This window comes from Desulfovibrio sp. TomC (assembly GCF_000801335.2).
Classification (GTDB): domain Bacteria; phylum Desulfobacterota; class Desulfovibrionia; order Desulfovibrionales; family Desulfovibrionaceae; genus Solidesulfovibrio.
This window is the reverse complement of the sequence record NZ_JSEH01000016.1, coordinates 113023-133681: the sequence shown is the minus strand read 5'-3', so window position 1 is coordinate 133681 and position 20659 is coordinate 113023. Positions and strand designations below refer to the sequence as shown.

The 20659-nt window shown below is 68.1% G+C and carries 14 protein-coding genes; 5 read left to right on the top strand and 9 right to left on the bottom strand.

Going from position 1 to position 20659, the window contains the following annotated elements:
* The 4 genes from NY78_RS15510 to NY78_RS15495 all read right to left on the bottom strand — a co-directional run.
* A partial coding sequence (locus NY78_RS15510; RefSeq protein WP_043637809.1) for a DUF2079 domain-containing protein occupies positions 1–1879 on the bottom strand: 1879 nt, incomplete at its 3' end.
* Positions 1872–4754: a hypothetical protein gene (locus NY78_RS15505; RefSeq protein WP_043637805.1), complete on the bottom strand. Its 2883-nt coding sequence runs from the start codon at positions 4752–4754 to the stop codon at positions 1872–1874. The genes NY78_RS15510 and NY78_RS15505, both read right to left, overlap by 8 nt.
* 83 nt (positions 4755–4837) lie before the next feature.
* Entirely contained in the window at positions 4838–6004 is a 1167-nt protein-coding gene (locus tag NY78_RS15500; protein ID WP_043637803.1) for a glycosyltransferase, read from the bottom strand.
* A gap of 121 nt (positions 6005–6125) precedes the next feature.
* The gene (locus NY78_RS15495; protein WP_043637801.1) at positions 6126–8516 is read right to left on the bottom strand and encodes a methyl-accepting chemotaxis protein; all 2391 of its coding nucleotides are present in this window, start codon (positions 8514–8516) and stop codon (positions 6126–6128) included.
* A gap of 403 nt (positions 8517–8919) precedes the next feature.
* Here NY78_RS15495 and NY78_RS15490 point away from each other — a divergent pair, with 403 nt between their 5' ends.
* Genes NY78_RS15490 through NY78_RS15465 form a run of 5 tightly spaced genes read left to right on the top strand, consistent with a single transcriptional unit; the run spans position 8920 to position 15289 of the window.
* Entirely contained in the window at positions 8920–10650 is a 1731-nt protein-coding gene (locus NY78_RS15490; protein WP_047960225.1) for a hypothetical protein, read from the top strand.
* Between the two features lie 40 nt (positions 10651–10690).
* The gene (gene fdhF, locus NY78_RS15480) at positions 10691–12748 is read left to right on the top strand and encodes a formate dehydrogenase subunit alpha (RefSeq protein ID WP_082140062.1); all 2058 of its coding nucleotides are present in this window, start codon (positions 10691–10693) and stop codon (positions 12746–12748) included.
* Positions 12745–13341 carry a 4Fe-4S dicluster domain-containing protein gene (locus NY78_RS15475; protein ID WP_043637794.1) on the top strand — a complete coding sequence of 199 codons (597 nt, stop codon included), beginning with the start codon at positions 12745–12747 and terminating at the stop codon, positions 13339–13341. The genes fdhF and NY78_RS15475 overlap by 4 nt, the downstream gene beginning before the upstream one ends.
* Entirely contained in the window at positions 13338–14750 is a 1413-nt protein-coding gene (locus NY78_RS15470; RefSeq protein WP_043637792.1) for a [Fe-Fe] hydrogenase large subunit C-terminal domain-containing protein, read from the top strand. Before NY78_RS15475 ends, NY78_RS15470 begins: the two co-directional genes overlap by 4 nt.
* Positions 14750–15289 carry a 4Fe-4S dicluster domain-containing protein gene (locus NY78_RS15465; RefSeq protein ID WP_043637790.1) on the top strand — a complete coding sequence of 180 codons (540 nt, stop codon included), beginning with the start codon at positions 14750–14752 and terminating at the stop codon, positions 15287–15289. Before NY78_RS15470 ends, NY78_RS15465 begins: the two co-directional genes overlap by 1 nt.
* 236 nt (positions 15290–15525) lie before the next feature.
* Here NY78_RS15465 and NY78_RS15460 read toward each other — a convergent pair whose 3' ends face one another.
* From NY78_RS15460 to NY78_RS15440, 5 genes are all read right to left on the bottom strand, one after another.
* Complete coding sequence (locus NY78_RS15460; RefSeq protein WP_043637788.1) at positions 15526–16752, bottom strand: ABC transporter substrate-binding protein; 1227 nt, start codon at positions 16750–16752, stop codon at positions 15526–15528.
* 4 nt (positions 16753–16756) lie between these two features.
* The gene (locus tag NY78_RS15455; protein ID WP_043637786.1) at positions 16757–17761 is read right to left on the bottom strand and encodes an ATP-binding cassette domain-containing protein; all 1005 of its coding nucleotides are present in this window, start codon (positions 17759–17761) and stop codon (positions 16757–16759) included.
* Positions 17758–18456 carry a GTP-binding protein gene (locus NY78_RS15450; protein ID WP_043637784.1) on the bottom strand — a complete coding sequence of 233 codons (699 nt, stop codon included), beginning with the start codon at positions 18454–18456 and terminating at the stop codon, positions 17758–17760. Before NY78_RS15450 ends, NY78_RS15455 begins: the two co-directional genes overlap by 4 nt.
* Positions 18457–18682: 226 nt before the next feature.
* Complete coding sequence (gene tsaA, locus NY78_RS15445; RefSeq protein WP_047960224.1) at positions 18683–19210, bottom strand: tRNA (N6-threonylcarbamoyladenosine(37)-N6)-methyltransferase TrmO; 528 nt, start codon at positions 19208–19210, stop codon at positions 18683–18685.
* A gap of 165 nt (positions 19211–19375) precedes the next feature.
* The gene (locus NY78_RS15440; RefSeq protein ID WP_043637782.1) at positions 19376–20566 is read right to left on the bottom strand and encodes a GGDEF domain-containing protein; all 1191 of its coding nucleotides are present in this window, start codon (positions 20564–20566) and stop codon (positions 19376–19378) included.
* Positions 20567–20659 lie beyond the last annotated feature (93 nt).

The following is a 20659-nucleotide window of genomic DNA, read 5'->3' as shown; positions in this document are numbered from 1 at the left end:
CCGGCGGCGACGTCTGGTCGCCCTCCCGGGGGGCGGGCTTGGTTTTTTTGGATTTTTGGCTGGGGAAACGGTCCAGCACCTCGACTTCAATGGCCGTGCCGAGGTCGGCGTCGGGATTGGCTCCCGGGGCGACCGGAGCAACTGCGGCCGGGGGGACAGACGGTCCGGGCGTGCCGGGCGTGGCCGGAAGTCCGGGCACGCCCGGGGCAGGCGTCTGGCCGTCTGGCGTTGGCGTTGTGCCAAGGGGGGCCTGGGGCTGGCCGGCGTCGTCGGGCTGCCGGGCCGGGGCCTTGGGCGGGACTGCTCCCGGCCGGCGCAGGATGAGGAAGCCGCCCTGGTCGTAGACCGTTTCCAGCTGCTGGCGGGCGGTGATGACCATGGTGTTGAATTCCCGGGCCACATCCTCGTCGCGGCAGGCGCCCTGGATGAACTCGCAGCCCCGGTCGAGGACAAACCAGGGGCGGGTGAGGTCAAGCAGCACATACTGGGCCTCCCAGGTGCGCACCGGCAGGTTCGGGGTCTGCCCGGTGCGCACGAAGGTCCAGAAATCGGCCCAGGTGGCTCCGGAAAGGTCGCGCACCGGGTGGGGCGTAAAAACGCCCAGGGGAAAACTGTTGTAATCCAGCCGCTCGGCCAGGGCGCCCCAGTTGAGCGTGTTTTGCGCCACCACCGGCACGGACCGGTCCTGGGGGATCGAGTGCAGAATTTCGGCCAGGATGGCGGCATCCCGGGCGCTTGGCTCATAGGCGGCACTGGAAAAGGCGAAGTTGTCGGTGGTCCAGAACAGCCGCGACACCGGCGACGGGGCCAGCAGCACATGGGCCATGACCAGCCAGCCGAACAGGGCAAAGACCACCCGGCTGGAGCCGGCCCCGGATTGCCGGGCCAGGATGCGCACCGGGCCGAGCACCTGGCAAAAGGCGAAAAAGAGCACGCCGGCCGCGCCGGCAGTGTAGTGGTTGGCCCAGCCGTAATAGCTCGGATTGGTGGAGAGCAGGGCCAGGCCCAGGCTGGGGATGGCCGGCAGCAGGAGCTTTGGCCGCACCAGCGGGAAGAAGAGCAGGGAGCCGAACAGGAACAGCAGGTATTTCCATTTGCCGGGAACACCGAAAACCTCGGCCAGGACTTTTCCGGGCTGGGTGAGGATGGTGGTCAGGGCTGCCCCGGGGCTGCCGCCGAGCCAGGCATAGGCCCCGCTTTGGGCTCCCAGGCCGTTGTCGACCGTGCAAAAGGGAATGACCAGGGCGGTTGTCACGTAGAAATAGAGGCCGCCGAAGACGATCAGGCCCAGGCCGGCCCGGGACCGGCCCTGGCACAGCCACAGGTACAGGCCGCAAAAGACCGTGGTCAGGGCATAGGGTTCCTTGACCAGGGCCGGGGCCAGTCCGAGGGCCACGGCCAGGACAATGCGTCCCGAGGTGGCGGCGGCCAGGAAGCCGAACAGGATCGGGACGAGCAGATGGTCGAGGTGGAAATCGAACAGGGCGTTGGTCCAGACCGGGAAATACAGGGCATAGGCCAGGGCGGCCAACATGCCGTAGCGGCGTCCGGCCAGAAGCGCCGGCAGGGCCAGGACCAGGGCCTGGGTGGTTAAAAGCACCAGGGGCGCGGCCTGATCGGGCACCAGCCGGTAGACCTGGGCATAGACCGGCAACAGCGGTTGGGCATGGCCGAGAAAGGCCCGCCACCACTGCCCGGCGGCGTGCAGGGAATAGAGATTGGAGAGAAAGACGCCAAGGTCGAAGACCGTGGAGTGGAGCGCCAGGTATTTAAGGCAGGACATGACGGCCAGAAAGCCGAAAAGACCGGCGAAAACCGCGCCGCCGACTCCCCGGGAGGCCGGTTCGGGCAAAAGGGCCGGGGCGTGATCTTTAAGCATGGGACCCCTCCCGGCGGCGGGTGAAAAAAGGGCCGGCGAGGATGACGGCCAGACAGGCGGCGTAGGCCGCGGCACTGCTCATAAGCCCAATCAAGTACGAGGTTTGGGGGGCAAAGGAAAGGAGCATTTCGAAGTCCATGGAGCCGTCCGGGCGCAGTGCGAAGTAGCCGGGCCGGTCGTCGGCGGCCTTGGGCAGCAGGTGGAGCAGGCCCGGCGGCAGCCACCAGGCGTTGGCAAAGCCGTAGGCCTCGATGTGCAGGGCCTCGGGCAGGGCGATGAGGCCGCCGCCGGGGGGCGCGCTCCAGCCGGCCGGGTCCTGGGGCCGGGTGGCGGCCAGTTCCGAGGCAGCGGAGAAGGCGGCCGGGAAAAAGGCTTCGGTCAACCGCATATCCGGCAGATTGTCGTTTTGGATGGAGCCGGCCAGAAGCCGCGAGACATAGTCCACGGCAAAGCGGGACACGGTTTCACCGGTCTTGCGGCCGCCGGCGCCGTAGAGCAATCCGGTGCGCGACTGATCCTCCCCGGCGCCAAGGCTGGTGACCAAGCCTTTGGCCACGTAGCCGGCCAGCTCGGCCGGACCGGCCTGATCCAGGCCCTGGGCGGGAAAAAGCTGGGAGGCGGCCGTCAGGGCGGCCATGTTCTGGCCCTGGCCGGTCAGTTCGCCGGAGGTGCGGGGGACGAACAGGGCTTTCCAGCCGGTGTGGTAGGTTTCCTGGAAAAGAAGCGGAAAGCCGGCCCTGGCTCCATGGACCCGCACCCGCAGGGCGGTCGGGCCAAGGCGGCGATATTCCACCACCGGGGCGTCGATCCTGGTCTTGGGCCGCACCACCGCCAGCTTGCGTTCGCTGCCCCGTTCGGCAATGAGCCGGGTGATGGTCGGGCCATCGCCCTGCATGGCGGCCACGAATTCAAGAAAGACCGGATCGCGCCCGGCCCGGACATAGACCGTGCCCGGATCGTAGTCCGGCAATTGCACTTCTTCGGCCAGGGCGGCCACCACCGGATTGCCGGCCGCCGGCCCGCCCACGGTCTCCACCGCCGCCACCCGGTCGCCCGGCCGCACCAGCGGCAGGAACTCATTGTTTTTGTAGAGATCGACCGAGGCGAACAGGGGCATGGCGGCAAGGCCCTCCTGGCGGGCCAGGTTGGCGTCGAAAACGGGCTTGTAATCCTTGTAGCCGTCCACCACGGCCGGGGCGGTGTAGGCCGGCTGGAAATCGTCGTAGGTGTAGGCGTGTTCGTAGTGGGGGTAGACCAGGAACCGGCAGGAGCCGAGGGCCATGAGCCGGGCGATGCTGGTGCTGGGGTGCTCGGCGTAAAGACCCGAAAAGATCGGTTCGGCCAGGGGATGGGTCTTAAAGGCCATGAAAAAGGGCTTGGGCGAATAGGCCGAGGTCCACTCGAAGGTGAAGTCCGTGCTGCCGGGCCAGGTGATGCCGATGGGCGGCAGATAGGCCACCCGGAAGTCGTCGCGGCGGTCGCGCAGAAAGCCGTAGACCGCAGCCACGTCCGGGTTGATCGTCGTCTGGTGCAGGGTGAGCGGCTGGGCCTCGTGGTCCGGGTCGAAGGGGCGGGAAAGCCCCCCGGCCAGGAACGGGGACACGAATACCAGGACGATCAGGCCGGCTGCGGCCATGCCCAGCCGGGGCCGGGCCAGGGCGGCGGCGCAGTCGGCGGCCGTGCGGGCAAAGAGCAGGGCATAGGGCAAGACCACCAGCGGCAGCCAGCGGGTGGTGTTGGAAAAGGCGGCAAACAGGATGGGCAGGGTTTTTTTGAGCACGAGCTGGTAAAAGGCCAGTCCGGGCAGGGTGCGCGAACCGGCCACCAGCAGCACCCCGGCCAGGGCGGTGACAAAAAGCGCGGTCAGCTCGGGAGTTTTGCGGGCGCGGAAGGGATAGGCAAAGACGCCGAGGCACAAGGCCAAAGCGGCCAGATTCCAGGGCAGGTCCAGGCCGGGCGGCACGGGATAGACGTACTCGGTGTCCATGCCTGGGCGCAGGCGCACAAACAACGAGGCGTCGGACGGCTGGCTGGTGGACTCGTGGTAGGCCTCGCGCCGGGGCAGCTCGGAATCCACCGTCACGTCGCCGTCGGCCGACACCGACAGGCCCCAGCCGTGGCGGATGGCTCCCTTGCCGAAATAGTCGCCGAAAAACGGGGCCATGAAATGGATGTTCATGGCCACGGCCACGCAGCCCAGGCTGACAAAGGCGATGGCCAGCTTCTTTTTGCGCCGGCTGGACAACAGCCGCCAGCCGAAGCTGATGCCCAGCATGGCGGCCGCGCTCATGCCCACACCGGGATGGAGCGAGGTGAGACCCAGGAGAAAACCGGTCAGCACGGTGAAATAGACGCCGCCGGGCCGGTCGGCCTCAATGCGTCCGGCCAGGGCCAGTCCGGCCAGGATGACCAGCGGCAGCAGGGCGTAGCCGGCCAGCATCGGCATGTGCCCGGCCACCACCCGGCTTAAGGCATAGGGCGAAAAGGCGTAGAAAATCGCGGCCAGCAGGGCAAAGACCGGGGGCAGTTCCAGACGCCGGGCCAGGGGCCACATGGTTGCGCCCGAGGCGAAAACGAGCAGCAGCGGCAGCCATTTGGAGACGGTTTCGCCGCCAAGGACCGACACCGGCCAAAGGGCCAGCCAGTAGAGCAGTTCGAGCTTGAAATAGTGGTAGCGGCCGGTTTCGAAATAGGCGTCCCAGGTGGAAAAGTGATGCCGGGCCATGTCGCGGAACTGCTCGGCGAAATTGGGGATGCCCCAATCCCAGGTATGGCCGACGATGCCCGGCCGGGCCAGCACCCCGGCAAAGGCCAGCAAGGTCAGCGCCGCCAGCACGGCCATGGCAGCGAGCGCGAGAGCCGTGTTTCGTCGCATGGTGTCCTTTTCCCGTTGCCGGGGAACTCGCCCGTTGGATGTCGCCGCTTGTCCGGGGCGACGGCGGCAGTGCGTCCGGCGCGTCAGCGAAGCGGCGCAGCCAGGGCCGCCTCGAAAGAGGCGTCGAAAATGGCCGACCAGCGGTAGCGCTGCATGGAGTCCACGGCCGCCTGGCGCATGGCCCGCCAACGGTCCGGGTCCTCCACCATGGCGGCGATGGCGGCGGCGACGTCGTCCACGGTATACCCGGCCACGACGCCGGCGTGAAGGGCGGCCACATCCTTGGCAATTTCCGGCACGTCGGTAATGACCACGGGCAGGCCGCAGGCCAGATAATCCTTGACCCGGCTGGGGTCGGCCCAGCGCGACAGGTTGTTGTCGGTCGGGCGGTACAGGGCCAGACTGATGTCAAAGGCGGGGAGGGTATCAAGCACGGCGTCGTGGTTCATGACGCCGTGGAGGATCACGCTTGGCCCCAGGGCGCGTAAGCGGGCCTCGAAGGGGGCGTAGACCACGCCGTCCTCGATGGCGTTGTTGGGCGTCTTGCCGATGACGTGGAGCCTCAGATGCGGGAAGCGGGCCAGCAGGGCCGGCCAGGCTTCGATGACCAGATCGACGCCCTTGGAGGGCGAGAGCGCCCCGAGAAGGACCACGTCGGTCGGGGTTGTGGCGGATTTGTCGGGCAGGTCGATTTTTTCCAGATCGACGCCAACCGGCACGAGCACGTTGCGCTCATCGGGCAGGCCCTGCTCGCGGCGGATCTCCACGATGCGCGGGGAGATGTTCCAGGCCGCGTCGCAGTTGCGCAGGCAAAACCGGTCCAGGGCGTGGTAGAGGCGGTTTAGCGCCGGATTGGCGAATCGGCCCGGCATCCAGTCGATGGTGTAGAAGATGACGCGCTTTATAAGCCCGCATTTTTTAAGCAGCACGGCCACGATGCCGTTTAGCGGATCGCAGGCCACGCAGGCGTCAAAACGCGACAGGAAGCCGGCAAAGAAAAAAACGGAAAAAAGCGCGTCTTTGACGTAGGTGAGCAGATTGGGCAAGGCCCAGCCGCCGCCGCGCGACTCCGAGACCAGCCGGCCGGCGGCGTATTTTTTGGCAATGGAGCGGCGATCCGAACAATAATGGAACGGATGGTAGATGACCCCCAGACTGTCGGATCTGGATCTGAGATAGTTTTCCAGGGCTTCCGAAGGGCCGGCCAGATCCGTGATGTGGCTTATGAGCAGGGCTTTGGCGAAGCGCATGATACTCCCGAGCGGCGAACTGAGGATGCGGCCGCTGCATGCAGCCGTTCGGGGCTTGAGGTAGCCGTATCGCCAACGGAAATCAAGAAGGACCGGGAGACTGTCGGGGCGATGAGCGGGCCTAGCCCCGCATCTCTTCGATAAGCCGCATGAGTTCGCCGGCCTGCCCGGCCAGATCGGACACGGCCCCGGCGGCTTCGTCCATGTCCCGGGCGGTTTCCTCGGCCACTTCGCCGATGGAGTAGACGGCCCGGTTGATCTCGTCGTGGGCCGTGGCCTGAGCCTTGGCCGAGGCGGCGATTTCGCGCACGGCCAGGGCCGCGCCTTCGCAGCTGGAGACGATTTCCGCCAGGGTCGTGCCCGAGCGGGACACCAGCCCGTCGGCCTGGGCCACGGCTTCGGTGGCCTTGACGGCCTTGGAGGCGCTGTCGTCCACGGCGGCCAGCACGGCATGGACCGAGGACGAGACTTCCCGGGTGGCGTTCATGGTTTTTTCGGCGAGCTTTCGCACTTCGTCGGCCACGACCGCGAAGCCGCGTCCGGCCTCGCCGGCCCGGGCGGCCTCGATGGCGGCATTGAGCGCCAGCAGGTTGGTCTGGTCGGCAATGTCGGAAATGACCGAGATGATGCCGCCGATGGAGGCGGCCCGGCTGCCCAGGGCATCCATGCTGGTGCGCAGCGACCCGGACAGCTCGCTGACCTGGGAAATGGCCCGGGCGGTCTGTTCCACGGCCTCGCGTCCGGCCTTGGCCTGGGCCATGGCCGCTTCGGCCCCGGAGGCGGCCCCGTCGGCCCCGGCGGCCACGGCGTCCAGGGCCTGGTTGAGGCCTTCGATGGCCCCGACGGTTTCCTGGAGCTGGGCGGTCTGGGCCATGGCCCCGTCGGACACGGTGACCACCCGGCTGGACAGGGCTTCGGCGCTGTCGGCCACATGGCGGGCGATTTCCTCGGCATGGCCGGCCACCCGGCGCAGCGTCTCGTTGCGGCTGACCACCAGGGCCTCGGTGGACCGGATGTCGGTCAGGTCGACCACCAGGGCAAAGGCGCCAATAAGGCCTTCGTCGAGGTCATAGAGCGGGGCGGTGTCCAGACGGACATGCCGGGTCTGACCCTGGCGGTCGTCGAGGAGCGATTCCACGCCCAGGCGGCAGGCCCGGTCGCTCAGGCAACCGGCCAGCTGGTCGGAAATTCCGGTATTTTGCCCGAAAACCTCGCCGGCCGGCCGGCCGAGCAGGGCCTTGTAGTCGTCGCCAAGGCCGAGCAGGGCCAGCAGCGGCGGGTTGACGAAGGTGACCAGCCCCTGGGTGTCGGTCACCAGACAGGGCAGGGTGATGGCCTTTAAGATGCTTGAGGAAAAGCCGAGTTTGTTTTTGATTTCACCCACCATCCGGGTCAGGCCCAGGCGCAGGGCTTCCATTTCGCCCCGAAGGCGCGTCGGCGGCAGGGCGGCAAAATCGCCCCGGGTCACGGCCGTGAGATACTCAAGGATGCCGGCCAGGGGTTTGAGGATTTCCTTGCGCAAAAACAGGGTGACGGCCAGGAGCACCAGGGCGGCGGTGATGCCGGCCACGGCCAGGGAGACATGGCGCAGGCCCCGGGCGGCGGCAAAGGCCTCGTCGGCCGGGGTGCGGGCCAGCAGGGCGTAGCCGACGTCGCCGAAAGCGACCGGGGCAAAGGCCGTCAGCATTTCGTTGCCGTCCGGGGAGGCGCTTGTCTCCTTGCCGGTTTCGCCGGCCAGCCCCTTGGCCACGGCGGCGTCGTTGCCGGCGACGTTGTCCAGGTGGGCTGCGGATTTGATCCGGATGCCGCCGTCGGCCCCAAGCAGCAAAAATTCCCGGGTCATGCCCGTGCCTTCGCCCTGGCCCATGATGCGGTCCAGTTCGGCCTTGGGCACGCGCAGGATGGCGGCGGCCTCGATCATGGTGCCGGTATGATTTTTTATCGGCGCGGCCACAAAGGCGGCCGGTTCGCCGCCAAGGGGCGCGTAGGGCGCGAAATCGGCAAAAACGATCTTGCCGGCCATGGCCCCTTTCCAGGCGACGGCCAGACTGGAATTTTGAAGCGGCCCGGCCTTGAGGTCTTCGCCCACTTCCTTGCCGCCCTTGGCCCCGAAATAGACCCGGCCGTCGTCGGCCACGATAAGGGCGTCCTCGAACCCGAGCACCTCGGTGAACGGGGCAAAGGGCGGGGCCACGTAGTCGTTGAGGTCTTTGTATTCGTCGTTGGCCGTTTCCACCCGCTGTCCGGGCTTGCCGAGCATGAAAAAGTCGCGCAACATGCCGACGCCGTTGTAGACTTCCTTGACCTTGGCCAGGATGGCGGCTTCGCGCAGCCAGGTGGCGGCAGCGGCTTCCAACGCTTCCTTGCGGCTGTCCCGGGCCGCAGCCAGACCGGAAAAGGCCTGTTCTCCGAGGATGCCGCCGGCTTGGCGCAGGCTGACAACGGCGGTCACGACCAGGGGCAGGATGCTGATGGCCAGGCAGAAGGCGATAAGTTTGTACTTCAGTGTCATGGTGGATCTCGCAGGAAGCCGGTTATCCAGGGCGGACTGGAATTGCCGCCACTGCTACGTGGGACGGGCAGCAAAGCGGTGAAGGCTGTGTGTCATTTCTGTTTCAAATCGGACCGCGGCGTTGCAACACCCGTAACCTGCCTGAAACGTGTATGGAGGCGTTGTGGGAACGGTCTTGCCGCGTGTCTGCTTGTCCCGGATGTGCATTGTTGCGGTCTCTGTTTGGCTCGAATTTCTTGCGTGATATTTCCCGGCCGTTGGCGTAACCGGGCATCCTGACCGGACGCCTTCCCCCGCATGTTCGGTTGCCCTGCCCGGGCGCGGCCGAAACAGATCGGATTGAGGACGGGCCTGACGCCCGGCTGCCAGCCGGGCCACGCCGCCTGCCGGTCGGGGCGCACGCATGGTTGAGACCGCATTCCTTTCCCGGCTGACCCGCTTTACCCGGTCCGGTCGTCTGTTGCTGCCGATGGCGCTGCTTCTGGCCGCCATCCGCGTCGTCTGCCTGACCCAGGCCCAATTGCCTTTTAACGGCTGGGACGAACTGCCGCATCTGGCCGTGGCCGCCTTCGTGGCCAAGACCGGCCACATGCCGACGGCCCGCACGCCCATGCCCCGGGAACTGGTCCCGTTTATAACGGCCCATCCCCATCCCGCCACCTCGCTGTCCATGCTGCGCGGCATCGCGGCCGTGCCCTATCCCGGCCCGGACCCGGCCGCCTCGGCCGAACCGGCCAAACGCTTTGACATGTTCTGCTACGAGGCCCAGCACGGGCCGCTCTTTTATCATCTGGCCGCGCCGTTTCTCGGCGGGTTTGATCCGCAAAGTCTGCTGGCCTGGGCCGACGGGGTGCGTCTGGCCAACGGGGCGCTGCTCCTGGTCACGCTTTTCCTGTGGCACGCCATCCTGCGCCGCATTGTCCCGAAAAACGGCCGGCTCGGCTGGCTCCCGGACGGCATTGTGCTGTTGCTGGTCAGCTTTTCCTACGTATTTTTCAATTTTGTGCGCTTTTCCAACGACGCCCTGGCCATCTGTCTGGGCAGCGCCGCCCTGGCCCTGTACGTGCTGGACATTGCCCCGCGCGGCCTGACCGGCCTGCGGGGACTGTGGCGCTACGGCCTGCTTGGCGGCCTTGTGGGGCTGGCTGTGCTGGCCAAGGCCACCACCCTGGCCCTGGTCCCGGCCCTGGGTCTGGCGGTGCTGTGGCCGGGCCGGCTGCCCGGCCGCCGTCGGGCCGCTCTGACCGCCGTCCTGGCCCTGGCTGTCGGGTATCTGCTCGTGGCCGGCTGGTACCACGCCGCCTCGCTGGCCCGGTATGGCCAGCTGACCGGCATGCAGGAAGCGGTCTTCAATGCCCGGCAGGGCTTTGGCCCAGGCAAATACCTGGCTGCGGCCGGCCGGCTTGGCTACGGGTTTTTCCGCAACCCCATCCTCTATAATGCCACGCCCCATCTGGCCGGCTGGTCCAATCTGCATTCCCCGGACTGGCAAAACCTCGGGTTCAAGGCGGCGGTGACCGGCTGTCTGCTGGCCCTTGGCGCGGCCCTGCTCCGGCCAACCGGCCGGCGGGAAGCGGCCGGGCTGGCTGCCGCGTCCGGGCCGCTGCTCCTTTTGTGGGCGGCAACGGCCGCGGCCCTTGGCTACCATGCCGTGCAGTCGGCGGCCCGCTGGGGTTTTCCCACCACCGGCGGGTGGTACGGCATGTTGGCCCTGCCCGTGACCTTTGGCCTGCTGCTCCTGGGACCGGCCCTGTGCGGTCGGCGGGCGGCGGCCGGGGCGTTGCTGCTTTTGGCCGGGCTTTTCAACCTCGCCTTCATGGACGGCGTCTACAACGTGTTGGTGGCCCAGGAGACCGGCACAGCCGACCTCTACCGGGCCATCCGGCTACTGGCCGCTCACCACGCCCTGGTCCGTCTGGATCTTGCGCCCTGGCTGGTGGCCGAGGTGTTGTGCCTGGCTGTCGTCCTGGCTCTGGGCCTCGAATCCGTATGGCAACCGACCGCAGCCGGGGCGAGCGGCGAGGCCCGGCGGACCGGGCAAATGCGCGCCATCCATGCCATTTCGCGCCGGCCCCTGGCCTGCCCTGGTCGGGCCGAAGACCCGGCCAACCGCCTGGACCGGGCCATGCCGTAACGGCTGCGTTCCGGCATGGCCTGTGCTAAGCAGCCTGCCCATGCAAGGCATCAACACCACCTGCCCCTACTGCGGGGTCGGCTGTTCCCTGACCCTGGCCGTGGCCGACGGACGCATTGTTGCCGCTGATCCCGGGCCGTCGCCGTCGGTCAATGGACCGGCCCTGTGTTCCAAGGGCCGGTACGGCTTTGATTTCGTCACCCACGCCGACCGCCTCAAAACCCCGCTCATCCGCTCCCGGGGCCGGCTTGTGCCGGCCTCCTGGGACGACGCTTTGGAGTTGGTCGCCGGCACGTTTAGGACCCTGGCCGCCGGGCACGGCCCGCAGTGCGTGGGCGGTTTCAGCAGCGCCCGGTGCACCATCGAGGAGAACTATCTCTTCCAGAAGTTCTTCCGGGCCGGCCTTGGCAGCAACAATATCGACCATTGCGCCCGGCTCTGACACGGTCCCACCGTGGCCGGTCTGGCCACCAGTCTGGGCAGCGGGTCCATGACCAACAGCATCGCCGAAATTGCCGCCATGGGGCCGGGCGATTGTATGGTGGTCATCGGCTCCAACACCACCGAGTGCCATCCGATCATCGGCCTGGCCATGCTTGAGGCCAAACGCCGGGGCGCGGCCCTGGTGGTCGTCGACCCCCGGGAGATCGATCTGGCCCGCCGGGCCGACGTCTGGCTGCGTCTGCGCTCGGGCACGGATGTCACGCTGCTTTCGGCCCTGGCCCGGGTCATCGTGGACGAAGGGCTGGCCGATACGGCCTTTATCGACGGGCGCACCGAGGGTTTTGCCGCCTTTCGCCAAAGTCTGGCCGCTTTTTCCCCGGACACGGCGTCTGCCGTCTCCGGCGTGACGGCAGACGCTATCCGCCGGGCGGCCCGGATCATTGGAACCTCGGCCAATGCCGCTTTTTACTACACCATGGGCGTCACCCAGCATGTCACCGGCACGGACAATGTCCTGGCCGTGTCCAATCTGGCCCTGGCCACCGGCAATCTGGGCCGGCCCAAGACCGGGGTCAATCCGCTGCGCGGGCAAAACAACGTGCAAGGCTCCTGCGACATGGGCGCGCTGCCCAATGTCCTGACCGGCTATCGCGGCGTGGCCGACGACGCCGTGCGCCAGACCTTTGAGGCGGCCTGGGGCGTCACCCTGCCGGGGACGCCTGGACTGAACCTCCCGAAGATGCTTGACGGGGCGCACCACGGCACCGTGCGGGGCCTGTATGTCTTTGGGGAAAACCCCATGCGCAGCGACCCGGACATCGGCCATGTGGAGCATTGCCTCAAGGCGGCCGAATTTCTGGTGGTCCAGGACATTTTTCTGACCGAGACGGCCGCCCTGGCTCATGTGGTCCTGCCCGGGGCCAGCTTTGCCGAAAAGGACGGGACCTTTGCCAGCACCGAACGCCGGGTGCAGCGGGTGCGCCGGGCCATCGACCCGGTTGGCGGGAGCCGGCCGGACTGGGTCATCCTGGCCGACCTGCTGGCCCGCCTGGGCCGGCCCGAACGTTATCCCACGGCCGAGGCCGTTTTTGACGAGATGCGCCGGTTGACCCCGAGCTACGCCGGCATGACCTACGCCCGCCTGGAGCACGGCGGCCTGCAATGGCCCTGCCCGGACGAGGACCATCCCGGCACGCCGATCCTTCATGTCGGCCAATGCGCCCGGGGCCTGGGGAAATTTGTGCCGCTGGCCGCCCGGCCCCAGGCCGAGCCGCCCGATGCCGACTATCCCCTGATCCTGACCACCGGCCGGGTGGTTGCCCACTACCACACCGCGACGATGACGCGGCGCTGTTTCGGGCTGGCCGGGGTCGCCCCCGAGGAGCTGGCCGAGGTCCATCCCGACGACGCCGCCCGCTACGGCGTGGCCGACGGCGGGCGTATGGTCGTGCGCACCCGCCGGGGGCAGGTCACGGTGCGGGCGGCGGTGACCCGCCGGGTGCCCCCGGGCATGGTCTTTATGACCTTCCATTTCACCGAGTCCCCGGCCAATGCCCTGACCACGGCCGTGGCTGATCCGGTGGCCGGCACGCCGTCCTTTAAGGCCTGCGCTGCGGCCATCAGTACCGTGCAACCCAGGAAGGAAACGCGATGAACCAATCGCTTCGACCATTTATTGTGGCCCGGGCCGAGGCCTGCATCGGCTGCCGGGCCTGCGAACTGGCCTGCGGCGCGGCCCATGTGCCGGCCGGGGCCACGGTGGGCAGCCTTGGCGGGCCGGTCGTGCCGCGCCTGTATCTGGTGCGGGAGGGGGCGTTGTGCCTGCCGGTGGCCTGCCGCCACTGCGAGGCCGCCCCGTGCGCGGCCGTGTGTCCGACCGCCGCCATCCACTGCGACGCCTCCGGGGTGGTGGTTGTGACCGGGCGCTGTATTGGCTGCAAGACCTGCCTGGCTGCCTGTCCGGTCGGGGCCATGGCCCTGGCCGAGGTGGTGGAAAACGGCCGGCCGGTCATGCACCGCATCGTGGATGCGGGTGCGCCTGAAGGCTACCTGGAGACGCCGGCCCTGCTGGCCAGCAAGTGCGATCTGTGCCGGGAGCGCCCGGCTGGTCCGGCCTGCGTGGCCGCCTGTCCGACCGGGGCCTTGGAGTGCGTCGAGCCGGCCCGTCTGCGCCAGGACCGTCTCCGGGCCGCCGCCCTGGCCCTGGCCGGTGCGCCAAGCCGGGACGACCGGGGGGCGGCGTCATGACCGCGGGTCCCATCATCGCCATTGATCCGACCCTGTGCACGGGCTGCGGCCGGTGCGCCGCCGTCTGTCCGGTCGGGGCCGTTTCCGGCCCGGACGGACAGGCCAAAACCATCGACGCGGCCCGCTGCGTCCTGTGCGGCCAGTGCGTCCAGCTGTGCGCCGCCTTTGCCGCGCCTTTTGACGAGCCGCCCCACGACGTCGCGGCCATCTGCCGGGAGCGCGGCCGGCCCGAAACGGCCGGCCCGGTCTTTGCCGCCTACAGCCGGTGCGATCTGGCCGCTGCCCAGGCCCTTGCAGCCGATGCCTCCAAGGTGGCCATGGTCCAGTGCGCCCCGGCCGTGCGCGTCACCCTGGCCGAGGAATTCGGCCTGCCGCCCGGGACGCTGACCCCGGGCAAGCTGGCCGCCGCCCTGCGCCGCCTGGGCTTTGCCGCAGTCTACGACACCACGTTTGCCGCCGACGTCACCATCATGGAGGAAAGCGCCGAATTGCTCTCGCGCCTGGACTCCGGAGCGGCCCTCCCCCTTTTCACCTCCTGCTGCCCGGCCTGGGTGCGCCATGTGGAAACGGCCTGGCCTAAGCTTATCCCGCACCTGTCCTCGTGCAAATCGCCGCAGCAGATGGCCGGGGCGCTCTTTAAAAGCTACGCCGCCGCCCTGGACGGGATCGACCCCGCCCGGGTGGCCAGCCTGTCGGTCATGCCGTGTACGGCCAAGAAGTACGAGGCGGCCCGACCGGAACTGCGCTCCCGGGAGGCCGGTCTGGCCGATGTGGACGTGGTCCTGACCGTGGCCGAGCTGGCGGTCTGGCTCAAGGAAGCCGGCATCGACCTGCCGGGCCTTCCTGACGAGCCGTTCGACGCGCCGCTTGGCCGCTATTCCGGGGCCGGGGTCATTTTCGGTGGTTCGGGCGGGGTGATGGAAGCGGCCCTGCGCACGGCCGTGGCCGTGGTTGATGGCGGGGCGGCTTGCGCGCCCCAGTCCGGCATTGTCTTTGAACCGGCCGGGCCGGGCCTGTCCCGGGCCGAGTTCACCTTGGGCGGCCGGGCCTTGGCCGCCGTGGTCGTCAATGGACTGGCCAATGCCGCGCCGCTGCTGGCTGCCGTGGCCGAAGGGCGGGCCGATTTCCAGTTCATGGAAGTGATGTGCTGTCCGGGCGGCTGCGTGGCCGGCGGCGGCACGCCCAAGCTCTTGCCCGGGGTGGATGTGGCTGCGGCCGTGGCCGCCCGGCGCGAGGCCCTGTCCTGCCACGACCGGGAATTGCCGGTGCGGATGAGCCACGAAAACCCGGCGGTGGTTCAACTCTACGCCGCATTTTTGGAAAAACCGCTCTCGCACCGCTCCCACGAGCTGCTCCACACCGTCTACGGCGGGGCCGGCCAGGGAAGGGGAGAGGAGGGGCAGGACTGATGCACGCCTTTGTCCTGGCCGACCCCGACTGCTGCATCGGTTGCCGGGCCTGCGAAATCGCCTGCTCCCTGGCCCATTTGCCGGCTGGCTGCGACCCGGGCCGGGCCATGGAACAGGGCGCGGGCTTTGCTCCGCGTCTGACGATTGTGCGCGAGGGCGGGTTGGTCGTGCCGGTGCAGTGCCGCCAGTGCGAGGATGCTCCCTGTGCCCGGGTCTGCCCGGCCGGCTGCATCACCTCCGACGGTCGGTCCGTTACCATCGTCGAAGCGGCCTGCACCGGTTGCAAGGCCTGTCTGGCTGTGTGTCCGGTGGGGACCATGAACATGCTGCCGGCCACCGTTGGCCCGGCCCGGCTGGTGGCCGGCAAGTGCGACCTGTGCCGGGGCCGCCCGTCCGATTCGCCCAATCCGGTTGGCCCGGCCTGTCTGGCCGTCTGCCCGGCCGGGGCGCTGACCCTCTACGAACCGGCCGCCTTGGCCCGTCTGGCCGCCGACCGACGACGGCTGGCCGCCCTGGTATTGCCGCAGCCCCAGGGGTGAAAGCGCACTCTCAAAAACATCTCCCGTCGAGGGGTCCGGGGGGATCATCCCCCCGGCCGCCGGAGCAACGGTGTTTCCCGTCCAGTGCCAACGGGCACGGCCCCTCTCATCTTTTCGTGTGCAACTGCCGCTCACCGACTCGGCAACGCGCACTGTCAAATCGAACGTACCCCAGGAGGGGATTCCAAAGGGACTCAGTCCCTTTGGCCGCCGGAGGCATCTCTTTCCCCCGTGTCCTAGCCGTTTCTGCCGTAATAGGCCGTGGCAAAGGCCGCCCCGGACTCGGCGATAAGCGGTCCGAGGTCCTGGCTCTCCAGCACGTCCCAGCCGAGAAAGCGCACCGAAGCCCCGGGCGGCAGGCTGACGTCGGCCCTGGGCAGGGTTGGCGGCAGGGCCGCGCCGGCGGCGATGGCCGCTGTCTCCTGCCCGAGAAAGAAATCGAGCAACGGGGCCAGGGCGTCTTGGGCCTTTTCCTTGACCATCACAAAGAGCGGCGAGGCCAGCGCGCCGCCGTCCGGCCAGATGATTTCCACATCGCCCTGGCGCGGCGCGGCATTGGCGAAAAAGGCCGGCATGACGCCAATGGGCGGGGCCTTGACGCCTGGGGCCGGCCGGAAAATCTGGGCCGGGTGGGTGTCGCACAGCATGGCCCGGCCCAGGTCGGCCACGGCATCGAGGCCATGGCGCAGGCGGATGTCAAGGAGCAGCGTGGAGTCGCCGGCCGTCTCCGGCGGGCCGCACAGGCCGATCTTGCCGGCATAGACCGGGTCTAACAGCGCATCAAAGGAGCGCGGCACAGGCAGACCGTCCAGACGCGAGGGCACGGCCACCAGCACGAGCGGGTTTATGGCATAGATGCGGCAGACCCGGCGCGGATCGGCCAGCCCGGCCGAGGCCAGGGCCGGGTGGATGGCCTGGGGCAGTTCGGCCAAAAGGCCGCCGCCGGCAAAGCGGTCGCGAAAAGCCCTGGAGAGAAAGCCATTCAAGCCGGCCGAGACGACCATGTCCGGCACTTCTTCGGGCCGGGTCAGGCCGGCGGCCAGGTCGTTGAGCGTATGTTTGCCGCAGCTGTCCATGAACAGGCGCGGCCAGGGCGCGCCCGGGGGCAGGCTGTCGCGCAGGTTTTCCAGGGCAAGGCCCATGGGGGCCTTGAGCGGACAGGGCAGGCTTGCAAAAAGCCGCAGCCCGGCTCCGCCCGGTGTCCAGCCGTCGCAAAAAAGCGGCGTCATGCCGCCCGGGCCTTTAGCGGCGTGGCCGGCGGCGTCCACGGCCGCCAGAAACAGGGCGGCGGACAGGCCGTTTATGGTCAACAGGCTGCCCATGGACAGAAACGGCGCGGCTGAAGCCAGAAATTCGGCGTCGGAGGAGGCCCCCACCCCCAGTTCGGCCAGGACGGTCCGGGCTGCGGGATGGTCGGCCAGAAACCGGCTGACCGGCAGATCAAGAGACAACGTATCGGGCATGGTTTCACGGCTCCCGGGGAAATTGCAGGTGGCGGCCCAGGCGCAGATCGTCGCGCAGGGCGCTCAGGCGGGCGTCGGCCGCAGCCAGGGCGGCCAGGGACGCTTTTTCCTCTGGGCTTGTTTCGATAACCGCGGCCACGGCTCCGGCGGCAAAGACAAGTCGCCTGCCGGCGGTCAGGGCCAGCAGGGGATCGTGGGTGGCCATGAGCACGATCTTGCCGTGGCCGGTTAAAAGCGAAATGGCCTTTCGCCGGTCGATGCCGGCGTTTTCAATCTCATCCACCAGCACAATGGGCGAGGCGCACAGCCTGGCCACGTCGGCGATCATGAGCGCCCGGCTCTGGCCGCCGGAAAGGGAGGTCAGCGGCGTGGTCGGGGAAAACGGTTCTCCGGCCAGCTCGTTGGCAAGCGTGGTCACCTCGGCTGCCGCCGCCGGGGCGTCGGCCAGAAGCCGGCTCTCGGCATGGGCGATGAGAAATTCCCCAACGGTCAGGTCCATGACGAAGTGCATGTTTTGCGACAGCTGGGCAATGAGCCGGCCCGAAGCGGCCAGCCGGCGGGAGGCGTCGGCCGGCTGGCCGTTGATCAAGACCCGCCGCCCGGTCGGGGTGTCGGCGTCGGCCAGCCATTCGACATCGGCCAGAAAGCGGCTTTTGCCCGAGCCGGTGGGACCGGCCAGGGCCACCACGTCGCCCGGTACCAGGGTCAGGTCCAGGGTTTCGGGCCGCCCGTCCTTGCCCCGGCCGCCGTGCACGGTGAGCGAAGCAACCGTCGGGGCGTCGTTGGTAAGGCGTGAAAGCGCGGTCAGGAAGGCCTCGAAGCGGGCCGACAGAGCACTGGCCGAGCCGGCCGCTTCGGTCAGGGCTTCGGGGGGCAGGGCGGCGAAATAGGCGGCCGGGGTCTGGTCGGGCCGGGGGGCCGGCAGCCCCTGGACGGCGAAGAAATCCCGGGCCGGGGGCGACTGTCGCCAGATGGCGGCAAAGGTGGGGTGGGCGGTGGCGTCGGTCATGGCTGCTCCCGGCCGAAATCCATTTTGCGCACGTTGCCCATCTGATGGTCCGTGCCGATCTTGCGTTGGCCCAGGCAGTAGGAACACACCGCCGCCGGCATGGTAAAACGCAGATTGGCCCCGTCGATGCCCGGGGTCTGGGGCGCGGCGGCCACCACATGGGCCAGGGCTTCGGCTCCCTGGCCGGTTAAGCCGCTGACAAAGAGCACCGTGGCCCGGGGGTTGGCCCGGCGCACCCGGAAGGCGAACACCTCGCGTTCGGCCTGGGACACCACATCGCCCTTGGTGATGACCACCACATCGGCCAGACGCAGCATGGGACCGATCTTGGCCGGGGTGTCGATGCCGGACAGGTTGTCCACCACGCACACGGCCAGCGCCCCCTCGATGTGCGGGGCGCAGCGGTTGCACAGCCCGGCGCTCTCGATGGCCAGGACGCCGATGCCCTGGGCAATTCCCCAGGCATGGGCGTCGGCGGCGTTGCATACGAAGAAGTGGTCCGGGCAAAGCGCGCCGGAAAGTCCCACCACACAGGGGATGCCGGCCCGGTCAAAGGCGTCCTTGTCGTGGCTGGTCAGACAGTCGAACTTGACCACGCCAAGGGTCGACTTCCGACACCCCAGCACGGCGGCCAGGCGGAGAAGGACTGAGGTCTTGCCCGACGACGGCGGGCCGGCCACGGTGACAAGCTGCATGGTGTTTGTTGCCTCCGGCGGCCGGGGGGAGGGTAGCCCCCCGGACCCCTGCACAGGGAGAAGTTTTCAAGGGGTTTTGGGTGCTGGCCGGCAATGCGGTCGGCCGTGGACCGTGACAGCCTTGACGGGGACCACCGCCTGCTCCGGCGGCCGGGGGAGGGTCGCCCTCCAGACCACTACAAAGGGGAAGGGCTAGTGGCAACCCGTGGTTGTTGCGGGCACGGCATTACCGGAACCGGTCGTCGGAGCGCAGGGTGTCGGCGTTTTGAGCCTTGTGGGCAAACCAGCCGGTGCGCTCGGCCTGCCAGACATCAAAGCGCGGCACATAGGGTTTGATGTCCAGGACCGGGGTGCCGTCGAGGATGTCGACATTGCGCACATGCACGGTGTTGCCGCAGACGCCGGCCAGCTCCAGCACGGACAACCCGATGGGGTTGGGCCGGGACGGGGAGCGGGTGGCGAAGATGCCGTGGCGGTCGTTGTCCAGGAAGGGTTTCACCATGAGGTCAAAGCCTTTCACCCGATGCAGGTGGTACAGGAGGAACACATGGGAAAAGCCTTGCAGGTCATGGAGACCGGCGGCGAAATCGGCGTGGACGTCCACATGGCCGAGGATGCCGAGGGCTCCCACGGGCTGGATGGGCATGCCGGCAATGTCCGTGTGCGGAGAATGCAGGATGCCGATGGCGCGGTAGGCGATGTCTTCGGGGGCTTGGTTCACGGCACGTCCTTGGAGGGCTTCTTGCCCGGACATTACAATATCCAGGCCAGGGGCTGGTCTCCTGTATTTACAGTGTTTCCCGAAAGCACTGCCGCAGCGGGCAGACAAATCCGTATGTGAGCCATACAAACTTGTCGCCAGTGTAGCAACCTTGCGAAAGCACACGTTTTTTACTTTTTTCGTGCCGCTTGGGCCGATTCAGGCCTGAGCCTGGGCCTGGGCGGGGCAGGTCGCCGGGGCGTCCGCCTGGCGTATGGTGTTTCTGGCTTCGTCCTTGGCCGCCAGCAGGGCCATGTCGGCCAGGCGCAGGAAGTCCGCGCCGCTGTCCTGCCGGCTGCCCCGGCGGCTGGACAGGCCGATGGTGGCGGTCAGCGGCTGGGGCAGTCCGTAAGCCGGCCAGTCGTGGCCGGCCACGGCCCGGCGCAGGCGTTCGGCCAGGGCGGCGGCCTGTTCCGGCGGGGTGCGCGGCATGACCACGCAGAATTCGTCGCCCCCGATGCGGGCCAGCAGGTCGTCCGGCCCCATCTCCCGGGTCAGGATACGCCCCAGTTCCACCAGCACCACGTCGCCGGCGGCATGGCCCAGGCGGTCGTTGATGGCCTTGAAGCGGTCGAGGTCAATAAGGGCCAGACTGGTCCAGGAGTGGCTTCCTGCCGCCTGGGCCAGGGCCTTGGCAAAGCCGGCCTCGAAGCCGCGCCGGTTGGTCAGCCCGGTCAGGTGGTCAATCTCGGCCAGCCGACGGATTTCAACTTCCATGCGTTCCCGGTGGAGCAGCACGAAACCCAGGGTGCAGGCCACGAGGCTTGGCACGGACAGGAGCAGGGAGGCGGTCTGGGCCGGCCCCGGGCCAAAGGGGTCGGGCGTCGGATCGGTGTTCTGGAGGATGGCCAGCGCCCGCAGCAGGCAGGCCCCGGTGGCCAGCGCGTAGCCCAGGGCGAAGGTCGTGATGAACCGCCGGCGAAACCGTCCCCATTGGGCCAGGATCACGGCGGCCAGGGCCAGGCATTGCGCGGCGTAGAGGCCGTTGGCGAGCACCGTGCGGGTGCGGGCGTCGTGCAGGAAGACGCCGAAGATGGCTGCGGCCAGGACCAGCGGAGCGGCGTAGAGCCAGGGCTGGCGGCGGTTGCCGAAAAATCGGTCCAGGGAGGCCAGGTAGCAGCTCCAGGCCAGGGTGAAAAGCAGGTTGCCCAGGATAATGGACAGGCTGTCGGCAATGACCCCGCGCAACACAAACAGCGGGGCCGAGGCCAGCTGGATCACCATCCCGGCGATCCATAGCCGGGTGCCCCGGGCCTGGCCATTGGAAAAGGCCACGACCAGCATGGCGGCGATACAGAGGTTGGTAAAGAAGTACAGTATTATCGCTGTACGGAAATCCAGGGGCAACATCGTAGCGATGTTTAATATGAAACCGGGAAGGCTGCAAGAACCCTCATTCCATTAAAAAAAGACTTTATTGAGCGGATAAACAAACCGGGGACG